16 protein-coding genes and 2 riboswitches are annotated in these 22,992 nt (G+C 60.8%); of the genes, 8 read left to right on the top strand and 8 right to left on the bottom strand.

What is annotated here, in order from left to right; genetic code table 11:
- Window positions 1-413: 413 nt before the first annotated feature.
- Window positions 414-1,487, top strand: a complete 1,074-nt coding sequence (locus tag ACYZT5_RS02870) for an ABC transporter substrate-binding protein (protein ID WP_462049697.1) — start codon at window positions 414-416, stop codon at window positions 1,485-1,487.
- Here the strand turns inward: ACYZT5_RS02870 and ACYZT5_RS02875 are convergent.
- The 3 genes from ACYZT5_RS02875 to metH all read right to left on the bottom strand — a co-directional run bounded on the left by ACYZT5_RS02875 (window position 1,484) and on the right by metH (window position 7,042).
- Window positions 1,484-1,702: a DUF2970 domain-containing protein gene (locus tag ACYZT5_RS02875; protein WP_462049698.1), complete on the bottom strand. Its 219-nt coding sequence runs from the start codon at window positions 1,700-1,702 to the stop codon at window positions 1,484-1,486. The two genes, ACYZT5_RS02870 and ACYZT5_RS02875, sit on opposite strands and share 4 nt — an antisense overlap.
- 73 nt (window positions 1,703-1,775) lie before the next feature.
- Window positions 1,776-3,137 (bottom strand): IS4 family transposase, encoded by a 1,362-nt coding sequence (locus tag ACYZT5_RS02880; protein ID WP_462047587.1) that lies wholly within the window; start codon window positions 3,135-3,137, stop codon window positions 1,776-1,778.
- A 194-nt stretch (window positions 3,138-3,331) separates the two neighbouring features.
- Window positions 3,332-7,042, bottom strand: a complete 3,711-nt coding sequence (metH, locus tag ACYZT5_RS02885) for a methionine synthase (protein WP_462049699.1) — start codon at window positions 7,040-7,042, stop codon at window positions 3,332-3,334.
- Between the two features lie 155 nt (window positions 7,043-7,197).
- On the opposite strand from metH, the gene ACYZT5_RS02890 reads away from it, so the two are divergent.
- Together ACYZT5_RS02890 and nfuA are read left to right on the top strand one after the other, a co-directional pair.
- The gene (locus ACYZT5_RS02890; protein WP_462049700.1) at window positions 7,198-9,495 is read left to right on the top strand and encodes a fatty acid cis/trans isomerase; all 2,298 of its coding nucleotides are present in this window, start codon (window positions 7,198-7,200) and stop codon (window positions 9,493-9,495) included.
- 238 nt (window positions 9,496-9,733) lie between these two features.
- The gene (nfuA, locus tag ACYZT5_RS02895) at window positions 9,734-10,318 is read left to right on the top strand and encodes a Fe-S biogenesis protein NfuA (protein WP_007898222.1); all 585 of its coding nucleotides are present in this window, start codon (window positions 9,734-9,736) and stop codon (window positions 10,316-10,318) included.
- Between the two features lie 94 nt (window positions 10,319-10,412).
- Here the strand turns inward: nfuA and cobM are convergent, their stop codons facing one another.
- The 4 genes from cobM to ACYZT5_RS02915 all read right to left on the bottom strand — a co-directional run bounded on the left by cobM (window position 10,413) and on the right by ACYZT5_RS02915 (window position 12,572).
- Window positions 10,413-11,159, bottom strand: a complete 747-nt coding sequence (gene cobM / locus ACYZT5_RS02900) for a precorrin-4 C(11)-methyltransferase (protein ID WP_462049701.1) — start codon at window positions 11,157-11,159, stop codon at window positions 10,413-10,415.
- Between the two features lie 83 nt (window positions 11,160-11,242).
- Window positions 11,243-11,656: a cobalamin biosynthesis protein gene (locus ACYZT5_RS02905; RefSeq protein ID WP_462049702.1), complete on the bottom strand. Its 414-nt coding sequence runs from the start codon at window positions 11,654-11,656 to the stop codon at window positions 11,243-11,245.
- On the bottom strand, window positions 11,653-12,357 hold the full coding sequence (locus ACYZT5_RS02910) for a CbtA family protein (protein ID WP_462049703.1): 705 nt from the start codon (window positions 12,355-12,357) through the stop codon (window positions 11,653-11,655). Before ACYZT5_RS02910 ends, ACYZT5_RS02905 begins: the two co-directional genes overlap by 4 nt.
- Window positions 12,358-12,368: 11 nt before the next feature.
- Window positions 12,369-12,572: a CbtB domain-containing protein gene (locus ACYZT5_RS02915; protein WP_223513157.1), complete on the bottom strand. Its 204-nt coding sequence runs from the start codon at window positions 12,570-12,572 to the stop codon at window positions 12,369-12,371.
- Between the two features lie 120 nt (window positions 12,573-12,692).
- A riboswitch (cobalamin riboswitch) is annotated at window positions 12,693-12,921 on the bottom strand.
- A gap of 193 nt (window positions 12,922-13,114) precedes the next feature.
- A riboswitch (cobalamin riboswitch) is annotated at window positions 13,115-13,327 on the top strand.
- Between the two features lie 102 nt (window positions 13,328-13,429).
- On the opposite strand from ACYZT5_RS02915, the gene cobW reads away from it, so the two are divergent.
- From cobW to ACYZT5_RS02940, 5 genes are all read left to right on the top strand, one after another.
- Window positions 13,430-14,491: a cobalamin biosynthesis protein CobW gene (gene cobW / locus ACYZT5_RS02920; RefSeq protein ID WP_462049704.1), complete on the top strand. Its 1,062-nt coding sequence runs from the start codon at window positions 13,430-13,432 to the stop codon at window positions 14,489-14,491.
- A 3-nt stretch (window positions 14,492-14,494) separates the two neighbouring features.
- Window positions 14,495-18,268 (top strand): cobaltochelatase subunit CobN, encoded by a 3,774-nt coding sequence (gene cobN, locus ACYZT5_RS02925; protein WP_462049705.1) that lies wholly within the window; start codon window positions 14,495-14,497, stop codon window positions 18,266-18,268.
- 156 nt (window positions 18,269-18,424) lie between these two features.
- A complete protein-coding gene (locus ACYZT5_RS02930) occupies window positions 18,425-19,423 on the top strand; it encodes an ATP-binding protein (protein WP_462049706.1) in 999 nt (332 codons plus the stop codon).
- Window positions 19,424-19,542: 119 nt separating this feature from the next.
- Complete coding sequence (locus ACYZT5_RS02935) at window positions 19,543-20,082, top strand: vWA domain-containing protein (RefSeq protein WP_462049707.1); 540 nt, start codon at window positions 19,543-19,545, stop codon at window positions 20,080-20,082.
- Between the two features lie 25 nt (window positions 20,083-20,107).
- Entirely contained in the window at window positions 20,108-21,754 is a 1,647-nt protein-coding gene (locus ACYZT5_RS02940; protein ID WP_462049708.1) for a phospholipase D-like domain-containing protein, read from the top strand.
- A 3-nt stretch (window positions 21,755-21,757) separates the two neighbouring features.
- Here ACYZT5_RS02940 and ACYZT5_RS02945 read toward each other — a convergent pair whose 3' ends face one another.
- Window positions 21,758-22,984 carry an NADH:flavin oxidoreductase/NADH oxidase family protein gene (locus ACYZT5_RS02945; RefSeq protein WP_462049709.1) on the bottom strand — a complete coding sequence of 409 codons (1,227 nt, stop codon included), beginning with the start codon at window positions 22,982-22,984 and terminating at the stop codon, window positions 21,758-21,760.
- Between the last annotated feature and the right edge of the window lie 8 nt (window positions 22,985-22,992).

Consider the following 22,992-nt stretch of genomic DNA (forward strand, 5'->3'; position numbering starts at 1 on the left):
GAGCCGGGGCAAGATACCAGTTTGCAGTTATGCGCAAAAGTGATGTTTGAGTATATGTAAAGAACCAAAACGACTAATGAAGGCCAATGAGGTAAAACCCACATTTGTGGTGCGGGCAATCATCGTCTTAACTGTGCTCGAGTCTTTATGCAATCACCGATAAAACCGACAAGAGGCGATGCAATGAGCAACCCTACCAAAACGTCAAAACCCGATAGCACGGTCGATGCTTGGGCCATTCTGTTCCTGATCATGCTGGTCGTGGGCACAGCGGTATTTTGGGTCAGCCATCAATAACCGACCCCGTCCGGGCCCGATTCCGACGATTGTCGGACAATAACCCGAATAAACGCCGTTTTCCGGGACTTCGCTGGCTATAATGCCCGGCGAATTGCCGGGGGCTCGGACGATCCATGTTGAAGTTTTTCTACTCATTCCTGCTGATGTGCGGCGCGGTTTACGGACCCGGTGTGCGAGCGGAGTCGGTGCTGTTCCTGAGTCCGGGGAAGACTGACGAAGCCTTCTGGATCAGCTATTCGCAATTCATGCAGGCGGCAGCCACGGATCTGGGCATTGATTTGCGAATTCTCTATTCCCGGCGCATGCCCGAGCTCACGCTGGCGCAAGCCCGCCTGGCGCTGCAAGGTGACAATCGTCCGGACTATCTGGTTTTCGCCAACGAACAGTACGTCGCGCCGCAAATCCTGCGTCTGGCCCAGGGCAGCGGGGTGAAGTTGTTTATGGTCAATGCTTCGCTGACGGCCAATCAGCTGAGTCTGCTGGGGGATCGCTCTGATCAGTTGGGCAGCCTGGTGCCCAACGATGAGGAGGGCGGCTACCTGATGCTCAAGGAACTGATTCGCCAGCACCCGCCCGTGGCACCCGGTCAGGTCATCGAGTTACTGGCGTTTTCCGGTCTGAAGATCACACCTTCGGCGCAACTGCGCGAGCAAGGCATGATGCGGGCCTTGGCCGAGCACCCTGAAGTGCGCTTGCGCCAACTGGTTTACAGCGGCTGGACCCGGGATCGGGCGTATGAACAGGCCACGCTGCTGTTCCGGCGTTACCCGAAGGTCTCGCTGGTGTGGTCAGCCAATGACGAAATGGCGTTTGGTGCCATGCAGGCGTATTCGGAGGCGGGTGGGGTGCCCGGCAAGGATGCGTTGTTCAGTGCGGTCAACACCTCGCCAGCAGCGTTGCAGGCGACGGTCGACGGACGCTTAAGCGTGCTGTTGGGCGGGCACTTCACGTTGGGCGGCTGGGCACTGGTGGAGCTGCATGACCTTGATCAGGGCGTGGATCTGCGCCAGTACGGCGGCCGTGACCGGCAGATCCCGTTGTTGCAACTGATCGACAAGGCACAGGCCAGGCGACTGCTGGCCATGGGTCCATCACCGGATTACGGTGTGAACTTCCGTCGTCTTTCAGCCAAGGGGCGGCCGACGTCGTATCGTTATCCGTTCAGCCTGCAAACCTTGATGCGCTAAACCCCGGCCAGGTGCACCACCAGTTGCACGATGCCGTACAGCGCCAACGCGAATACCGCCGTGAACAGAATCCCCAGAATCACGAAATGACTCGGCTTGCCGTGCGTGAAGTCCCGGGCCCGGTTCTTCCCGCTTTGCACCCCGAACGCCGCCGCCATGACGCTGTGCAGCATCTGCCAGAGCGTCGGCGGTTTGTTGTCGCCTGGATCGTCCATAAACCCCTCGTCACGTGTGTGTGCGCTAAGCATAGACAATATTGCAGCGATAGATCGTTCCCACGCTCTGCGCTCATCGTTCTACACAACTCTCGATGAGCGCACGCTGGGCGTCTAATGCGATAACAAACTCACGTATTCGTTGCATCCCTATCCACATGGCCTTGGGGCCGGGAGGTCCGTCATTTTTACGCCCCAAGTAGCCTCCCAGGCTCGTGACCAGTAAAACCATTTCTCCTAAAGAAGGGGGCGCAGTGGGCGGTTGGCACCGTTTGACCACGATATAGGCTGCTTTCCACTCCGAAGCCTCAAACACCATCTCGCAGCTTAGATCGGGACAAGCACGTCCCAACATCAGGCTGTACAGCACACGCCAGGTCGTGATCAGGTACAAACCAATGCAGGGCAACAACCGTTCCTCGGTCTCCAGCTGCAATCGACTGACCTGACAACCATTCTTCAGCACATTGAAAAACACTTCGATAGACCAGCGTACCCCGTACCACTCAACCACGGTGCTCGCCTGCTCCAGGCTAGTGACCGGCAGACTGGTCAGCAGCAGCCACTCCAGAGGTTCAACACCGTCTATGGCGTTTTCTTCACGGGCCAACACAGCATTGATCGAGACACTGGGCAATTTGTAACCCGACCTGTCGGGGGCACGCAGGGTCACGGTTGCCGCGCGCAAGGTGACATCAGCCAGTCGGGCGGGGCGCTGGGGACGAGCTTTGACTTCAACCTTGAGTGTTCCCAAGGACGGTGCCTGATCCAGTGCCGACCACAACTTCCCGTTGTCAGCCCCCAGCAAGCGCCTGTCTTGAGCCGCCCGCACGATCCATTGGGCCCGGGTGTCTGGACTGAACTCTTGATGATCAACAAACCATTCGTACAGATCGCCCTCAGCATCGGCGAGGTTGACCACCAGGGTCTGCGGTAGCTGCCCCTGAATCGCGCAACTGGTTTGATAACTGTCAATCCAGCGCTGACTCTCTTTCTCATCAATCCCTTTATCTCGGCGCTCATGGCGGGGGCTCGGTTTATCGCGGCTCCACCACTGAGCATCGACGACGCCCAGACAAATACGTTCGGGGGTAAAGGCAATGGTTGGGTGCAGACGTCGAGAAAACTTCTTCTGCGCCTTGATCGTGCCCATCCCTTTGGGACCGAGATTGACCCATTTGTCCATCTCGGTCGTGTCTTGCGCCAACAGCACCACGGGACTGCTTTGCATCCGTTGCAGGGTCGCGTCCTGATGGGGCCGCAACACCTTCTGGAACGTGACTTTCTCATTATCAAGAAATCGATAGGCCGCCGTGGTTTCTGCCAGCCCTCGACAAGCGGTCGGGATGCTGTTGCCGGGATGATCGGCTAGGCGTCCTAAAAAGCTGGCGAGCCTGGCATTTAAACGGCCATCACCCAAGTCGGCGGTTTTCATTTCGTCCTGTGCCCAATTCAATCATTGCTCTCCATTTCTTCGAGTTTCAAAAATACTTGAAAACAGAGTTATGTAGAACGATGAGCGCTCTGCGTGGGAATGCCTCAATGGACGCTCTGCGTCCGCTTTTGGGACGCGGAGCGTCCCGGGCTGCATTCCCACGCAGAGCGTGGGAACGATCGGAGGAGGGGGGGTTAGTTGTCGTAACCCAGGTTCGGCGCCAACCACCGCTCGGTCACGCTCAACTCCTGGCCCTTGCGCGACGTGTAGCTCTGCACTTGGTCCTTGTCGATCTTGCCCACGGCGAAATACTGCGCCTGCGGGTGAGCGAAGTACCAACCGCTGACCGCCGCCGCCGGGAACATGGCGTAGTGCTCGGTGAGGAACACGCCGCTGCGGCCGGCTTTCATTTCCGCGGCTTCAGGGTCCAGCAACTTGAACAGCGTGGATTTCTCGGTGTGATCAGGGCAGGCCGGGTAGCCCGGGGCAGGGCGGATGCCGGTGTATTGCTCTTTGATCAACGCCTCGTTGTCGAGTGTCTCGTCCTTGGCGTAACCCCAGTAGTCTTTACGGACTTGCTGGTGCAGCCACTCGGCGCAAGCCTCGGCCAGGCGGTCGGCCAGTGCCTTGACCATGATCGAGTTGTAGTCGTCGCCGGCATCTTGATAGGCCTTGGCCACTTCTTCGGCGCCGATCCCGGCGGTGGTGATGAAACCACCCACGTAGTCGGTGAGTTCGCTGTCCTTCGGTGCCACGAAGTCGGCCAGGGAGAAGTTCGGCTTGCCGTCGGTCTTGATGATTTGCTGACGCAGGTGATGTAGCTTGGCAATCGGCTTGCCGTCATCGCCGTAGACTTCGATGTCATCGTCGCGCACCTGGTTGGCCGGCCAGAAGCCGAACACCGCACGGGCGCTGATCAGTTTTTCGTCGATCAGCTTGGCGAGCATTTCCTGGGCGTCGGCGTACAGCGCCGTGGCGGCTTCACCGACCACTTCATCCGTGAGGATGCGCGGGAATTTGCCGGCCAGGTCCCAGGAGATAAAGAACGGCGTCCAGTCGATGTATTCGGCCAAAACCTTCAGGTCGATGTTCTCCAGTACCTTGGCACCGGTGAACGTCGGTTTGACCGGCTCATACGTGCTCCAGTCGAATTGCGGCTTCTTGGCGATGGACGCCGGGTAGCTCAGGCGTTCGGTGCGGGCGCTGCGGTTGGCGGTGCGCTCGCGAACTTCGATGTATTCCAGGCGAGTCTTCTCGATGAACGCCGGCTTCAATTCCTTGGACAGCAACTGGGTCGCCACGCCCACGGCGCGAGAGGCGTCGGTGACGTAGATCACCGCGTCGTTGCTGTACTTGGGCTCGATCTTCACCGCCGTGTGCGCCTTGGAGGTGGTCGCGCCACCGATCATCAGCGGCAGATGGAAGTCCTGACGCTGCATCTCACGGGCCACGTGGACCATTTCATCCAGCGAAGGCGTGATCAGGCCGGACAGGCCGATGATGTCGCACTTCTGTTCCTTGGCCACTTGCAGGATTTTCTCGGCCGGCACCATTACGCCGAGGTCGACGATGTCGTAGCCGTTACAGCCCAGCACCACACCGACGATGTTCTTGCCGATGTCGTGCACGTCACCCTTGACCGTGGCCATGAGGATCTTGCCCTTGGCTTCCGGCTTGTCGCCTTTTTCCAGTTCGATGAACGGGATCAAGTGGGCCACGGCCTGCTTCATTACGCGGGCGGATTTCACCACCTGCGGCAGGAACATTTTGCCGGCGCCGAACAGGTCGCCAACGATGTTCATACCGGACATCAGCGGGCCTTCGATCACTTCGATCGGCCGGGTGAACGACTGACGGGATTCTTCGGTGTCTTCAACAATATGCGTGGTGATGCCCTTGACCAGTGCATGCTCCAGACGCTTGTTGACGGGCCAGCCGCGCCACTCTTCGGTCTCGGCTTCCTTGACGCTGCCATCGCCCTTGTACTTATCGGCGATGGCGAGCAGGGCGTCGGTGCCTTCCGGCGTGCGGTTGAGCACCACGTCTTCCACGGCGTCACGCAGTTCGGCGGGAATCTGGTCGTAGATCTCCAGTTGGCCGGCGTTGACGATACCCATGGTCAGGCCGTTGCGGATCGCATACAGCAGGAACACCGAGTGAATCGCCTCACGCACCGGGTTGTTGCCACGGAACGAGAACGACACGTTGGACACGCCGCCCGAGGTCAGCGCATACGGCAGTTCGTCGCGGATATAGGCGCAGGCATTGATGAAGTCCACAGCGTAGTTGTTGTGTTCTTCGATGCCGGTGGCGATGGCGAAGATGTTCGGGTCGAAGATGATGTCTTCCGGCGGGAAGCCGACTTCGTTGACCAGAATGTCGTAGGAGCGTTTGCAGATTTCTTTTTTGCGAGCTTCAGTGTCGGCCTGACCGGCCTCGTCAAAGGCCATCACGACGACTGCGGCGCCGTAGCGTTTGCACAGTTTGGCGTGATGAATGAACTGCTCGACGCCTTCCTTCATGCTGATCGAGTTGACGATGCCCTTGCCCTGGATGCATTTGAGGCCGGCTTCGATCACTTCCCACTTGGAGGAGTCGATCATGATCGGGACGCGGGAGATGTCCGGTTCACCGGCAATCAGATTGAGGAAGGTCACCATGGCCTTCTTCGAATCGAGCATCCCTTCGTCCATGTTGATGTCGATCACCTGGGCGCCGGCTTCGACCTGTTGCAGGGCGACTTCCAGGGCTTCGGTGTAGTTGTCTTCACGGATCAGGCGGGCGAACTTGGCTGAACCGGTGATGTTGGTCCGCTCGCCGACATTGATGAACAACGAGTTGCGATCGATGGTGAACGGTTCCAGGCCCGACAGGCGGCAGGCCTTTGGAATGTCCGGAATCTCGCGCGGTGCGTAACCGGCCACGGCTTTGGCGATGGCTTCGATGTGGCCCGGCGTGGTGCCGCAGCAGCCACCGACGATGTTCAGGAAACCGCTTTGGGCAAATTCTTCAATGACCTTGGCCGTTTCTGATGGCAGCTCATCGTACTCGCCGAATTCGTTCGGCAGGCCGGCGTTCGGGTGCGCCGACACGTGGGTGCTGGCCTTGTTCGACAACTCTTCCAGGTACGGGCGCAACTCACTGGCGCCGAGGGCGCAGTTCAGGCCGACCGAGATCGGTTTGGCGTGGGCCACAGAGTTCCAGAAGGCTTCGGTGGTCTGGCCGGAGAGCGTACGGCCGGAGGCATCGGTGATGGTGCCGGAAATCATGATCGGCAATTCGACGCCGAGTTCTTCGTAAACACCTTGCACGGCGAAGATCGCCGCTTTGGCGTTCAGGGTGTCGAAAATGGTTTCGATCAGGATCAGGTCGGCGCCGCCTTCGATCAGGCCTTTGGTGGCCTCGGTGTAGTTTTCCACCAGTTCATCGAAGGTCACGTTGCGGTAGCCGGGGTTGTTCACGTCAGGCGACAGCGAGCAGGTGCGACTGGTAGGACCGAGTACGCCCGCGACGAAACGCGGCCGGTCCGGTGTTTCCAGGGTCTTGGCGTCTGCCACCTTGCGCGCCAGACGTGCGCCTTCTACGTTTAGCTCGTACGCCAGGCTTTGCATGCCATAGTCGGCCTGGGACACCTGGGTGGCGTTGAAGGTGTTGGTTTCCAGAATGTCGGCGCCGGCATCCAGGTAGGCTTTCTCGATGGCGCCAATCACGTCCGGGCGCGTCAGGATCAACAGGTCGTTGTTGCCCTTGACGTCACTTGGCCAGTCGGCGAAGCGTTTGCCTCGGTAATCCTGCTCCTCGAGCTTGTAGCTCTGGATCATCGTGCCCATGCCGCCATCGAGAATCAGGATGCGCTCTTTGAGGGCGTGCTTGAGAGCTTGAAGGCGAACACTGCGATCGGACATTGGGACTACTCGGAAAGACCATGACGAAGGGGCGGGATAATAGCAAACCTGTGTGGTTTTAGAGCATGTCCCGGTTTTGCATGAATATCGCTCATGTTGGTGTGGGGGGCAGACCGGTAGAATTGCGTCGTTTTTTCATGATGGGGACAAGGGACATGTCGAATCGCGTCATCACCAGCCTGTTTATGCTGCTTTTAAGCTGGGATGCCACCGCGCAAGTTCCGGCGATTTCCTCTGCCATTTCCTACAGCCGCGACATTCAACCGATCTTCACCGAAAAGTGTGTGGCCTGCCATGCCTGCTATGACGCCGCCTGTCAGCTCAATCTGGGCAGTGGCGAAGGGGCTGCTCGTGGCGCGACCAAGATCCCGGTCTACGACGGCGAACGCCGCCAGGCTGCCGCGCCGACCCGGCTGTTTTATGACGCTTTCGGTAAACGTGCCTGGCAGCAAAAGGACTTCTATTCGGTGCTCGACGCTCAGGGCAGTCAGGCCGCGTTGATGGCGCGGATGCTTGAGTTGGGCCACAAAACCCCCTTGCAACCCAACGCCAAGTTGCCGGAAGACATCGTCCTTGGACTGAACCGGGAAAACATGTGCGCCATGCCGGCCGAGTTCGACGGCTACGCCAAATCACATCCCAAAGAGGGCATGCCGCTGGCGGTCACCGGCCTGACCGATCAGCAATACCAGACGCTGCAACGCTGGCTGGCGTCCGGCGCGCCGATTGACGAGCAAGGCCTTGTGCCGAGCGCCAAAGAAGCGTTGCAGGTGGTGCAGTGGGAAAACCTGCTCAACGCACCGGGCGCACGGCAAAGCCTGGTGGGGCGCTGGTTGTTCGAGCACTGGTTTCTCGCTCATCTCTATTTCAAGGACGGCGCGCCGGGACATTTCTTTCAGTGGGTTCGTTCACGCACGCCGACCGGCCAGCCTATCGATCTGATCAACACACGCCGCCCGAATGACGATCCGGGCACTCAGGTGTATTACCGCTTGTGGCCGGTGCAAGGCGTGGTTGTGCAAAAGACCCACATCACCTACCCGTTGAGCGCGGCGAAGATGGCGCGGATCAAAAGCCTCTTCTATAACGGCAAATGGCAGGTTAACGCCTTGCCGGGCTACGGGCCGGAGCGTCGGGCCAATCCGTTCACCACGTTCGAGGCGATCCCGGCCCAGGCGCGTTATCAGTTCATGCTCGATAACGCCGAATACTTCGTGCGCACCTTCATTCGCGGCCCGGTGTGCCGCGGCCAGATCGCCACTGATGTGATCCGCGATAACTTCTGGGCACTGTTCCAGGCGCCTGAGCACGACCTCTACATCATCGATCCGAAGTATCGCGGCCAGGCCACGCCGTTGCTGGCGATGCCGGGGCAGAACGACGATGTTGGCAGTGTCCTGAGCCTGTGGCATGACTACCGCAACAAGCGTAACGAGTACGAGGCGCTGCGCCGTGACAGTTACGCCGATGCGCCGCCGCCGAGCTGGTCGACCTTGTGGGCCGGCAACGATAACGCGCTGCTGACGATCTTCCGGCATTTCGACAGTGCCTCGGTGAACAAAGGCCTGATCGGTGACGTGCCGCAAACGATGTGGCTGTTCGACTTCCCGCTGCTGGAGCGCACTTATTATCAGTTGGCGGTCAACTTCGACGTGTTCGGCAACGTCTCCCATCAGGCGCAAACGCGCCTGTACTTCGACCTGATCCGCAACGGCGCCGAGCAAAACTTCCTGCGCCTGATGCCCGCCGATTCGCGGGATGATTACCTCGACGATTGGTACCAGAGCGGCGGCAAATTCAAGATGTGGCTGGACTACGAGTCCATCGATAACGACAAAGAGACGGCGCTGGTGCTGGACGAAAAGGACCCGAAACGCGATTTCGCCATGCAGTTGCTGGCCCGTTACGGGGACCTCAACGCCAAGCCTGATCCGATCAACCGTTGTGACGGCGCTTATTGCTCGCGGCCGAACATCGATCCGGCATTGCAGAGCGCCGAGCAGGCCTTGAGTCGCCTGACTTCGCGTCCGGCGGCTGGATTGAAGGTCATTGGTCAGTTGCCGGAAGCGACCCTGCTGCGCATCGAAACCCAGAGCGGCAAACGCGAGGTCTACAGCCTGCTGCGCAACCGCGCGCACAGTAACGTGGCGTTCCTGCTGGGTGAATCGCTGCGGTATCAGCCAGGGCTCGACACCGTGACTATTTACCCGGGCGTGCTCAGCAGCTATCCGAACTTCATGTTCAACATCCCGGCCGAGCAAGTGCCGGCATTCGTGGATGCCATGGAAAACGCCAAGGACGCCAATCGCTTCGAAAAAATCGTCGAGCGCTGGGGCATTCGCCGCAGCCATCCGCAGTTCTGGTTCTACTTCCATGACCTGAGCCGGTACGTGCATGAGACCGATCCGGTGGAAGAGGGCGTGCTGGACATGAACCGGTACGAGAATCTTTGATCGAAAGCCTGAACACGCACCGCCGAACCCCTGTAGGAGCGAAGCTTGCTCGCGAAAGGGGGCTGACATTCAGCATGGATGCCGACTATCAGACCGCTTTCGCGAGCAAGCTTCGCTCCTACAGGGGTTGCGGTGATCAGATGTTCATCGACAGGCGCATCTTTCCCGACAAAAATACTAGGACTTTGTACGGCGCGATGATTGGCGTAAACTGCGCCCAAGCCTGCGAGGAGTTTCCATGACCGCTATTACCATCACCGACGCCGCCCACGATTATCTGGCTGATCTGCTCTCCAAGCAGAACACCCCAGGCATCGGCATCCGCGTCTTTATCACCCAGCCTGGCACTCAGTACGCCGAAACCTGCATTGCTTACTGCAAGCCGGGCGAAGAAAAACCTGAAGACACGGCGCTGGGGCTGAAAAGCTTCACCGCTTACATCGACTCGTTCAGCGAAGCCTTCCTGGACGATGCGGTAGTCGACTACGCCACCGACCGCATGGGCGGCCAGCTGACCATCAAGGCACCAAACGCCAAAGTCCCGATGGTCAACGCCGACAGCCCGGTCAACGAGCGCATCAACTACTACCTGCAAACCGAGATCAACCCGGGGCTGGCCAGCCACGGCGGTCAGGTCAGCCTGATCGATGTGGTCGAAGACGGCATCGCCGTACTGAAGTTCGGCGGCGGTTGCCAGGGCTGCGGCCAGGCGGACGTCACCCTGCGCGAAGGCATCGAGCGCACGTTGCTCGAGCGCATTCCCGAGCTCAAGGGTGTTCGTGACGTCACCGACCACACGCAGAAAGAAAACGCCTACTACTAAGGCGTTCGCTGCGAAAAGAAAAAACGGCACCCGTGAGTGCCGTTTTTTTTGATCGTTCCCACGTCGAGGCGTCGAACCGTCCGCGTGGGAACGATCAGGGTCGGAAGAGATGCGCATGCCCAGCGCGATACAGCGACGACTCACTGAAGTGATCACTGCCCAACACTCTGCCCACCAGAATCAACGCCGTGCGCCGAAACCCCTTGGCTTCAACCTTCGCGGCAATGTCTTCAAGCGTCCCCACCACCCAATCCTGATCCGGCCAGGTCGCTCGGTGAATCACCGCGATCGGGCAGTCCGCGCCGTAGTGCGGCAGCAATTCAACCAGGATTTTCTCCAGATGATTGACCCCTAGATGAATCGCCATGGTCGCCCCATGCTGCGCCAGGCTGCCCAGCTCTTCGCCGGCGGGCATAGCGGTCTTGTCGGCGTAGCGGGTCAGGATCACGCTTTGCGACACATCGGGTAATGTCAGTTCGGCGCCCAGCAGTGCCGCGCAGGCCGCCGTGGCTGTGACGCCGGGAATAATTTCAAAAGGGATGTCGAGTTCGCGCAGGTAGCGAATCTGCTCGCCAATGGCACCGTAAAGACTCGGATCGCCGGAGTGCACCCGGGCCACGTCCTGGCCATTGGCATGGGCAGTCTTGATCAGCTCGATGATCTGTTCCAGGTGCAGTTCGGCGCTGTTGACCACGTGTTCGGCGCGATGGCCTTCCAGCACGGCGGCGGGCACCAGGGAGCCGGCGTAGATGATCACCGGGCAGCTGCGAATCAGCCGTTGGCCTTTGACGGTGATCAGTTCCGGGTCGCCGGGACCTGCGCCAATGAAGTAGACGGTCATCGTCGGTTCCTGTGAGAAAAAGGGGCAGGGCAAGGCTTCAGATGAAGATTGCTCATGATCGAAGAGTGAGATTATCGGGGATTTCAGGCGGCGCAGGCTAATGCCAAGGTGGCCTGGGCATATTTTTGTCGTGAAATCAGCAATTTTGCTGGTGCCTGGGCCAACTGTTCGGCCATGGCCAGGGCGGCACTTTCCGCGACGCCGTAGCAGCCGGTGCGTTCGAACGCGATGTCCGAGTGGTGGCTGAGTTGCGGTTTGTAACCTTTCAATTGTTCACTGCTGAAATACTTCAGGGGCAGCGCTAGTTGTTCGGCCAATTCGATCAAACCAGGTTCTTCGCGCTTCAGGTCGATGCTGGCCAGCGCCTTGATCTGGTGAAGTTCGATTTTATGAGCCTGTAACGCCTGATCGAGCAGCGCCCGCAGCGTGCTGACGGGGCAGCCGCGCTGGCAGCCCAGGCCGACCACCAGGGTCGGCGCTGCGCGGGTGTCAGTCATGCGTGGTATTGACCATCGCTTTTGCGGCGGAACAACCAGGCACTGATCAGGCCCAGGGCCAGCCAGAACGCGACGTTGGTCAGCTGCGAAGCGATTTTGAACTGAGCTTCCAGGGCTTCTGGAGCCAGCATCGAGTGGACTTCCGGTTGTGGTGCGCCGATCACGTGAGGAACGGCCAGAATGGCCACGCCGAGCACTTTCATCAGCCAGTGGCGGCTGAACACGATCAATGCGATGCCGACCGCAGTGGAGGCGGCAGTGCCGATCCACCAGATCTGCCGTTGCGCCAAATCAGCAGCGGCAGTGCCCGGCAGCTCAGGCGGCAGACCGAGGGTGGGTGCCAGCACGAACGTCGCATAACCGGCCAGGCCCCAGAGCAGGCCTTGGGAAGTACGAGTCGGTGCGCGCAAGGTGTAAAGACCGGCGAGCATCAGGGCGAAACCGACCGCTACCACCAGGTTGCCGCCCGTGGTCGACAGCACGCGCTGCCAGCCGTCTTCCGGTTCCCAGGCTTCGGCGTCGTGGGTGTGAGCGGCGACAGCACCGGCGTGTTCGTGGACTTCAACAGCGGCCGGCTCGGATTTTTCGTAGGTTTCGGCCTGCAAAATCAGCGGAGCGACCCAGAAGCTTTGCAGCAGGGTCAGCAGCAGGGCGGCCAGCAGCCCGGTGAACCCTGCGGTTTGCGCAATACGCTTGATCATGTCAGCAGGTCTCAATGGCACGGGAATGCAGAGCTGTGGCGGGTATCGTGCGCGGCATTGTGCACCGCTTCGATGTGCGAGAAACCAGCGAAATAAACAAGGCTAGCGCCAAGGATCGACGCACACACGGCGGCGGTCAGGCGTTGAGTCAGGGTCGTGGTGGTGCTGGCGGTGCTCTTATCGGTGTTGCTGCCGGTACTGCTGATGATCGACATGGCGCTTCCCTCTGGTCTGTCAGCGGGTGAATGGAGCGCATGGAAGACCCCTGCGAGTCGGGCGCGCAGAGGTTCAAACAGCGCCCGCCCACCGCGGGTTTGTTATTCAGTGATCGTAATGGTCACTTTGTGTTGCGGGCCGGTCTCCGGGCTCACGAGGGGCGCTGGCTTTCGCCTTGACCTGCAAGCATCACCTTCCCATGCCGAACTGCTGGCACAGTGGATCTGACGCTTCGCTCGCTTACCGTTGCGGGGGCAGCACCGGACTGACATGGCCTTAGAGTAAAGCACATGATTCACCGGTTTCCCGTTTCACCCTGTGAAGGGCACCCGTAACAAGGCGTGTAGGAGAGCATGGGCGGGGGTTGGGCGTCAATTGGCAAGGGTTCTCAACTCGACACCGAGGTGAATTCTTCGCGGGCAAGCCTCGCTCCTACAGGACGGCGGCGTTCTTTGTAGGAGCGAGCGATGCGGCGACCCGACTTGCCCGCGAAGGGGCCGGTGAGGGCGCCACAAGACATTGACCCGCCCCCACACCATGCGTAGCCTTGCGCTTTCGAGGTTCTTCGGCGTCTGCCGAAGCTAAGAAGGGAACGCGGTCGATGCCGCGGCTGCCCCCGCAACTGTGAACGGTTCTGTTAGCTGCCACGCCACTGCAAGCCCTGTCCATCGGGCCCGCGGGAAGGCGCAGCCAACGTCAGTCGAACGACTGGCAAGCCGTCAGCCAGGAGACCTGCCTCGACACAGATTCTCACTTTCAACCGGGCGGGGTGATCCGGTGGCGAACTCTTCAGGCACGCGCGTCCGCGTTGCCGGTCGTCGTCCCGTATGCCCGCCACCTTGCCAAAGGGCATCCGATGAAAACACTGGCCAAACTCCCCGTCACCATCGTTACCGGCTTCCTCGGCTCGGGCAAAACCACGTTGCTGCGGCACATGCTCGACAACGCTCAGGGCCGCCGCATCGCGGTGATCGTCAACGAGTTCGGCGAGCTGGGCATCGACGGCGAAATCCTCAAGCAGTGCTCCATCGGCTGCACGGAAGAAGAAGCCAACGGTCGCGTTTATGAATTGGCCAACGGCTGCCTGTGCTGCACCGTTCAAGAAGAGTTCTTCCCGGTGATGCGCGAATTGGTCGCCCGTCGCGGCGACCTCGACCACATCCTCATCGAAACCTCTGGTCTGGCCCTGCCAAAACCGCTGGTGCAAGCTTTCCAGTGGCCGGAAATCCGCAGCGCCTGCACTGTTGACGCGGTCATCACCGTGGTCGACAGCCCAGCGGTCGCCGCCGGCACCTTCGCTGCTTTCCCGGACCAGGTCGATGCCCAGCGCAAACTCGACCCGAACCTGGACCACGAATCGCCGCTGCACGAGCTGTTCGCCGACCAACTGGCCAGCGCCGACCTGGTGATCCTCAACAAGGCCGACCTGATCAGCCCCGAAGACCTGGCCCGTGTGCGCCTGGAAGTCGCCGAAGAATTGCCGCCCGCGGTGAAAGTCATCGAAGCCAGCAGCGGTCGCCTGCCACTGGACGTGCTGATCGGCCTCGGTGCCGGTTCCGAAGAACACATCGACGGCCGTCACAGCCATCACGATCACCACCATGAAGGTGAAGACGATCACGATCACGATGCTTTCGATTCGATCTCCATCGAACTGCCGCAAGCCGACGAAAGCCTGCTGTTGGACGCGCTGACGCAACTGGTGGTTCAACACGGCATCTTGCGCGTCAAAGGCTTTGCGGCGATTCCGAACAAACCGATGCGCCTGTTGATCCAGGGCGTGGGCACTCGTTTCGACAAGCATTTCGACCGTCAGTGGGGCGCCGACGAAGCGCGCACCACGCGCCTGGTATTGATCGGCCAGGAACTGGACGCAATTCTAATCGAAACGCAATTGCGCGCTGCGCTCAGCGTTTAAGCCATGCACCTGCTCAGGACCCAGCCCGGCGGTTTCGTGTCGGATGACAACATTGCCGACCTTGGACAAACCCCTGCCGAGCTGGTGATCCTGTGCAGCGGCGACTCCAGCCTCGCGCTGCTCGCCGAAGCCGCACAGCAGTTGCCCGACGATTACCCGAGCGTGCGCCTGGCCAACCCGATGCAGGTGCAGAATCACGCGTCGGTTGACCTGTATGTCGACCAAGTGCTGCGCCACGCCAAGGTGATTCTGATCTCGCTGCACGGCGGCATCGCCTATTGGCGTTATGGCGTGGAGCGTTTGGTGGAGTTGTCCCAGCGCGGCGTGCAGCTGATTCTGGTGCCCGGCGATGACCGCCCGGACCCGGAACTCAGCGACCTGAGCACGGTGGCTGCCTGCGACCGCGATCGGCTTTGGCAGTTTTTGCGTCAGGGCGGCATGAGCAATGCCCTGGATTTTTTCCGCTGCCTCGCCAATCGTTGGCTGGATCGCGACTACGCCTGGGCCGAGCCGCAAACCCTGCCACGCACGGCGATCTACCATCCGCAAAAAAGCCCCGCAGACCTTCACGATTGGCAAGCCGACTGGCAGGCTGATCAACCGGTCGCGGCGGTGCTGTTTTACCGTTCGCATTTGCAGGCGGCGAACACCGGTTTCATAGATGTTTTCTGCCAGCGTTTACAGGCCGCGGGGTTGAACCCGTTGCCGATTGCGCTGGCCAGTTTGAAAGAGCCCGGCTGCCTGACGGCGGTCGAGGACTGGTTGGATGAAGTCGAAGCCGGCGTGATTCTCAACACCACCGGCTTCGCTCAATCCAGCCCCGAAGCGCCGCACCTGCGACCGTTTCGTCGCAACATCCCGGTCATTCAGGCGATTTGCGCCCAGGACAACGAGCCCGGTTGGCGCGCCAGTGAACAGGGGCTCGGTCCACGCGATTTGGCGATGCACATCGCGCTGCCGGAACTGGATGGCCGAATCATCAGCCGGCCGATCAGCTTCAAGGACCTGGCTTGGCGCAGTGAGCGCAGCCAGTCGGACGTGGTCTGCTACCGACCGCAACCTGAACGCATGGATTTTGTCGCCGAACTGGCGCGGCGCTGGATCGATCTGGCGCGCGTGCCCAATGGCGAGAAACGCATCGCCCTGATCCTCGCCAACTACCCGACTCGTGATGGGCGCATCGGCAACGGCGTGGGCCTCGACACCCCGGCCGCCGCGCTGAATATCCTCCGTGCGCTGCATACCGAAGGTTATCCACTACCGGCGGAGTTGCCGGACACTGGCACCGCGTTGATCCAGCAATTGCTCGGTGGTGTCAGCAACGACCTCGACACCCTTGACCAGCGTCCATGTCAGCAAAGCCTGTCGATGGACGACTACCTGCTGATGTTCAACGCCTTGCCCGAATCCAACCGCCAGGCCGTACTGGAACGCTGGGGCACGCCGCAAAGCGATCCGATGTTCCGTGGCGGGCGAATGATGATCGCCGGGCTGCGTTTTGGCCTGACCTTCGTCGGCATTCAACCGGCGCGGGGTTATCAGGTTGATCCGAGCGCGGTGTATCACGACCCGGACCTGGTGCCGCCTCACGGTTATCTGGCCTTCTACTTCTGGTTGCGTAACACCTACGGCGCCCACGGCGTGATCCACGTCGGCAAGCACGGCAACCTCGAATGGCTGCCGGGCAAGGGCGTCGGGCTGTCGGAAAATTGCTGGCCGGATGCGCTGCTCGGGCCGTTGCCGAACATCTATCCGTTCATCGTCAACGATCCGGGCGAGGGCGCCCAGGCCAAGCGTCGTACGCAGGCGGTGATCATCGATCACCTGATGCCGCCGCTGACCCGCGCCGAAACTTACGGCCCGTTACGCAACCTCGAATTACTCGCCGACGAGTATTACGAAGCGCAATTGCTCGATCCGCGCCGTGCCCGGGAATTGCAGCGCGACATCCTGCAACTGGTGCGCGAGACGCACATCGATCGCGAACTGCAACTGGACGAAAAACTCGACAGTGATGCCGATGCGGCGATCTGGTTGCCGCGTCTGGACACGTATTTGTGCGACTTGAAAGAGTCGCAGATCCGCGATGGTTTGCATGTGTTCGGCGAGTCGCCGACCGGGCGTTTGCGCATCGACACCTTGCTGGCGTTGTTGCGTATCCCGCGGGGAGATGGGCGTGGCGCCCAGTCGAGTCTGCTGCGGGCGCTGGCCAAGGCGTTCGCGTTGGGCTTCGATCCGCTGGATTGTGCGCTCGCCGAACCTTGGACCGGGCCGCGTCCGATTGAACTGCAAACCCTCACCGACGAAGTCTGGCGCACAGCAGGTGATACCCGCGAACGTCTGGAGCTGTTCGCCACACAGCTGATCGAGCAGGCATTGAGCACTGAAGTTGAGCTGCTGAACGAATCAGGCTGGTCAGAGGTGAAAGCCATCATCGACAGCCTGCGTGAAGTCGTCGCTCCACGGCTGGACGCCTGCGGTCCGGCGGAAATGCGCGGTCTGCTCGACGCGCTAAGTGGTCGCTTCGTGCCGGCCGGCCCCAGCGGTGCGCCGAGTCGCGGTCGACTCGACGTGCTGCCGACCGGGCGCAACTTCTATTCGGTGGACGTGCGTAACCTGCCGACCACCACCGCGTGGCGCATCGGTTTCCAGTCGGCCAACCTGATTCTTGAACGACACCTGCAAGACCACGGCGATCATCTGCGCCAACTCGGCCTGTCGGTGTGGGGCACCGCGACCATGCGCACCGGCGGCGATGACATCGCTCAGGCCATGGCGCTAATGGGCGTGCGCCCGGTCTGGGCCACGGGCAGTCAGCGGGTCGACGACTTCGAAATTCTGCCGCTGAGTCTGCTGGACCGGCCGCGTGTGGACGTGACCTTGCGCGTGTCCGGATTCTTTCGCGATGCCTTTGCCAACTTGATCCGCCTGTTCGACGCCGCCGTGCAAGCGGTCGCCGCCCTCGACGAGTCGGACGACCTCAACCCCCTGGCCGCCAAGGTGCGTGCCGAGCACGAAGCGTTGATGCAATCGGGGTTGGATGAAGACGCGGCCAGGCGTCAGGCCGGTTGGCGCATCTTTGGCGCCAAACCGGGTGCTTACGGCGCGGGCGTGCAGGGCGCCATCGAGGGTCGTCTGTGGCAAAGCCGCGATGACTTGGCCGAGGTTTATCTGAACTGGGGCGGCTACGCTTACGGCGGTTCTGACGAAGGCACCGCGGCGCGAGAGCAGTTCGCTCAGCGCCTGAGCCAAGTGCAAGCCGTGCTGCAAAACCAGGACAACCGTGAGCACGACTTGCTCGACTCCAACGACTATTACCAGTTCCAGGGCGGCATGCTCGCGGCCGTGGAAAGCCTCAGTGGTGAAGCAGCGGCCAGTTACCATGGCGATCACAGTCAGCCGGACTTGCCGAAGATCCGCACGTTGAAGGAAGAGCTGAACCGGGTGATCCGCTCCCGGGCAGCCAATCCGAAGTGGATCGACGGCGTGAAGCGCCACGGCTATAAAGGCGCGTTTGAACTGGCGGCGACGGTTGATAATCTGTTTGCGTTCGACGCCACTACGCAGCTGATCGACGATCACCAGTATGCGTTGCTGGCCGATGCCTATTTGCTGGACCCGGCGACCCGGGATTTTGTTCGTGAGCACAATCCGCATGCGTTGCGTGACATGACTGAGCGGATGCTGGAGGCGCAGCAGCGGGGGATGTGGAAGGAGCCGGGCGAGTATCGGGAGGCGCTGGAGAATTTGTTGTTGGACATAGAAGAAGACAGCTGACTCTGCGGCACCGCTAAACCCTGTGGGAGCGTGGCTTGCCCGCGAAGAGTCACTCACATTCAACATTGATATCGACTGACCGGACGCCTTCGCGGGCAAGCCACGCTCCCACAGGTACAAGGTGTGCCTGCTACCGACCATGACCGAGTATTAAAGATGACCGACACCCCCCATTTCCCTCTCTCCGCCGTGGTCGGCGCTGACGATCTGAAACTCGCCCTCTACCTGACCGCCATCGACCCAAAAATCGGCGGCGTACTCATCGAAGGCCCCCGCGGCATGGCCAAGTCAACGCTGGCCCGAGGTCTGGCGGATCTGCTGGCCAGCGGCCAATTCGTGACATTGCCGTTGGGCGCCACCGAAGAACGGTTGGTGGGCACGCTCGACCTGGACGCCGCCCTGAGCGAGGGGCGCGCACAGTTTTCCCCCGGTGTGCTGGCCAAGGCTGACGGCGGCGTGCTCTACGTTGATGAGGTCAATTTATTGCCCGATCACCTGGTGGACCTGCTGCTGGATGTGGCCGCCAGCGGCACCAATCTGATCGAACGTGACGGCATTTCCCATCGCCATTCAGCGAAGTTCGTGCTGATCGGCACCATGAACCCGGAAGAGGGTGAGCTGCGTCCGCAATTGCTCGACCGCTTTGGCCTGAACGTCGCCCTCAGCGGCCACACCGCACCGGCCGAACGTGGTCAGATCATCCGCCGTCGGCTGAATTTCGACAGCGATCCCTACAGCTTCTGCGCTGAATGGGAAAGCCAACAGCAGTCTCTGCGTGAACGTTGCCAGAAAGCGCGCAGCGCGCTGGCAAGTGTCCCTCTCGACGATCACGCGCTGGCGCAGATCACCGAGCGCTGCTTTGCCGCCGGCGTCGATGGCTTGCGGGCCGACCTGGTCTGGTTGCGCGCGGCGCGTGCCCATGCAGCGTGGCGCGGGGCGAGCGCAATCGCCGAGGAAGATATCGACGCCGTCGCCGAATTTGCCTTGCGCCATCGCCGCCGCGAGCAGTCGCCGCCGGCGCCGCAACACAGTCAGCCGCCCTCGACCCAAAATGCCAACCCGAGCGAAGGCCAGGGTCAATGGGGGGAAATGCCCGCCCAGGCGTTACCGGTCGGCGCACGACGTGACGTACCGAGCTGGCCAAAAAAGCCCTAGGCATTCGCCCTCGATCTGACGCGGGGGCGAATGCCAGACCCCGCGCCGGACGGCTGGATAACGGCAAACAGGGTAAACGTCACGCGGCGCGTAGCGGCTCGATCAATTGGCCCGGTACGTTGCTGAACGGCCGCCCGCGTCAGCGCGACGATGTCTTGTTTCACCTGCGCACCCGTTCGCCCCACGAACTGTGGCTGGTGATCGTCGACGCCTCGGCCTCGACTCGCCGCCATCAGGCATTGAGCGATGCCAAGGGCCTGCTGGCGCAGCTGTTCGACGACGCCTATCGCCAGCGTGCGCGCCTGGCGTTGCTGACGGCCAGTGGCAATCTACCGAAATGGCAAGTGCAAGGGTTGAAAGCCTCCGCCGGTTTGCGCAACTGGCTTGATGGCCTGGGAGCGGGCGGTGGCACACCGTTACTGGCGGCGATGGCTGAGGCGGGGCGATGGCTGGCTGCGCGGCAGAGGCGTTTTCCGGCGGAGCAGCAGCGAGTGTTGTTGGTCACCGATGGCCGATTGAAGGACTGGTCGACGTTGCCGACGCTTGATTGTCCGGGGCTGTTGATCGACATCGAACGCGGGCCGATTCGGCTTGGACGGGCTAAGGTGATGGCTACCGAGTTGCAGGCCGAATATCGACATATCGATGATATGAAGTGAGCCGAAAAGATCACAGGAGTGAGTCATGCGCGTTCTAGCCGCCAACCTTCAGGATGATTTCCGCGTCAAGGCCTACGCCGGCACCAATGGCGTGTTGTTGGCCATGGACCTGGCCGAACCCCGCCGCAAAGGCCTCTTGGGTTTTGCCATCGAAAAACAGCAAGGCCCCAAGCCCTGGCTGTTCCTGTTCAACAGCCTGACCTTCCCCGGCAAGGTGCATACGTTTCCCCGATTTCACGCCACCCCCAGCGATATCGCGCCGTTGCAGAAATTTCGCTGGGCCGATTACGCGGTCAATCCGGGGATGACGATCCATTACCGAATCCACCTGGCCTACGGCACCGTTGATGCGCCGCAACTGGGTGAATTTCTGGAAGTGACGGTCACCTCCGACAATGGCCTGCCGCATAACCAAAGCGTGATCTTCAACCGTGCGGTCGCCGCCAGCCAGGCGTTCCAGCGCAAGTTTCCCGAACTCGACGCGTTGATCAGCGCCAACAAGAACTTGCCCATCGAAGCCTGGCCGGATGTCCCGCGACAATGGCTGGAAAATGGTTTGCTCAGGCGTTTGCTGGGGTTTATCGCGCGTGCGGTAGATGGCCAGTGGGCGCTGGACATTGCCATCTACGAGTATGAATTGCAGGCCATCGTCGATGCGGTCAATGCAGCGTTCGAACGTGGGGTAAACGTTCGCGTGCTGTATCACGCCCAGCCGGGTGATGAGGACACCGCCATGAACGAGGCCAGCCTGGAAAAAATCCCGGCAGAGAACAAGCGCGGGCGAGTCACCCACAATATCTTCCACAACAAGTTCATGGTGCTGAGCCGGCTCGACGCAGCGGGGCAACGGCAGCCCGAAGCGGTGCTTTGCGGCAGCACCAATTTCACCCCCAACGGTGTTTACCGCCAGGCCAACGTGGTGCATGTGCTGGACGACACGCAAGTCAGCGCCAGCTATCTGCACACCTTCGAGCAGGTCTGGACCCACCCGGCGGATGTCGGCGCGACCCGAAACTGGCTCACTCAAAACAACCCGATGGATCCGCTGCAACCGACGTTCGCCGGGTTCTCACCGCGCTCGGGCAAAGGGGATCTGGGTGAGTTTGTCGAGATCATCAACGCCGCGAAAAAGGACGTATTGTTCGTCACCGCGTTCGCCTTGCCCGACGATATCCTGAACGGTTTGCTCGGCCAGCCCCACGACGACATTTTGCGTTACGGCCTGCAAAACACCGCCAGCCGCATCACCGGTTTCCACGCCGACCGCACCGCCGAATTCGCCGCCACCGCGCTGCTCAATACCGGGCTGGAAGGCTGGCTCAGAGAGAACATGAAAGGCCAGAAGGGCAACCTGCTGGTGCACACCAAAGCTGTGGTGACGGACTTCACCAGCGATGCACCGACGATCATCAGCGGCAGCCATAACCTCAGTGCCGCGGCCAGCAATGGCAATGACGAGAACTACTTGATCATTCGCGGCAATACCGATCTGGCGGACCGTTATGGTCTGGAGCTGCTGCGGTTTTACGAGCATTACCGCTTTCGCTATTTCGCCAAGAAACTCGCGCTCAAACAGGTCCATCCGTTGGCGGCGGATGACAGCTGGACCGATGATTACTATCGCGCGGGGGATTTGCGCATGCTCTCGAGAGTGCGCTTCTCGGGGCGATAAGTGCTATGACCTGTTCATCGCCTGCCGGTACTGCCGAGTACGCCGGGCGATGTACAACCGGTCAAGAATTAGCGCCCATATCGCCGAAACCTCGGGACGGGGCTTGCGCCCGCGGCTCAGGCGATTGAGCTGGAACTTCACGACGGCCATACTCGCCAGTGCTGCCAGGGGTTTGCGCTTCCAGCGAATCGGCGGCAGTTGCGGATGACTGTTCTGGCCTTCGCGCCAGCGTTTGACCAGTTGAGGTTCCAGCGCCAGTGCCGTTCCGATCCCGGTCATGGCGATGCCGCTGTCGAGTACTTGTTCGACGATCGCCAGACGTCGAATCCCACCCGTCACCATCACCGGCATGTTCGCCACACCGGCCAATTCCCCAGCCATCTCCAGAAAGTACGCCTCACGCGCCAGGGTCCGACCATCCCGGGCCTCGCCTTGCATGGCCGGGGCTTCGTAGCTGCCACCGGAGAGTTCCAACAGATCGATGGGTAGATCGTTGAGCCACTCGATGACCTGCCGGGCGTCGTCGGCATCGAAACCGCCGCGCTGGAAGTCCGCCGAGTTGAGCTTCACCGACACGCAAAATGTCGGCGACACGGTCTTGCGTACGGCGCTGATCACCGCCAACAACAAACGAGCGCGATTTTCCAGCGAGCCACCCCAGCGGTCGGTTCGTCGGTTGGTCAAGGGCGAGAGGAACTGGCTGATCAGATAACCGTGCGCCGCATGAATCTGCACCCCGGTGAAACCGGCCTTTTCCGCCAGTGCAGCGCTGCTCGCGAAGCGTTTGACGACTTCTTCGATGTCGCTCTCGCTCATGGGTTTTGGCTCGGCAAACATCTTCGAGAACGCACCCAGGTCCAGCGCCACAGTGGAAGGCGCCCAGGCTTGCTGACCCAGATTGGCCATAGTCTGACGGCCGGGATGATTGAGCTGTATCCAGAACTGCGCGCCACCGGCCCGGCCAATAGTTGCCCACTGGCGAAAGCGTTCAAGGTGCCGCTCATCTTCCAGTACCACGCCACCGGGGCCGGTCATGGCGCGGCGATCGATCATCACATTACCGGTCAGCAACAGGCCGGCTTCGCCTTCGGCCCACGCCTGATACAACCGGAACAGAGCATCCGCGGGCGCCTGCCCGGTATCGGCGAGGTTCTCTTCCATCGCGGCTTTGGCGATGCGGTTGCCGATGGTCTGGCCGTTGGGCAAATTCAACGCTTGGAAGGGCGACATGCTTGACT

The sequence above is a fragment of the Pseudomonas sp. LB3P14 genome (genome assembly GCF_054898045.1).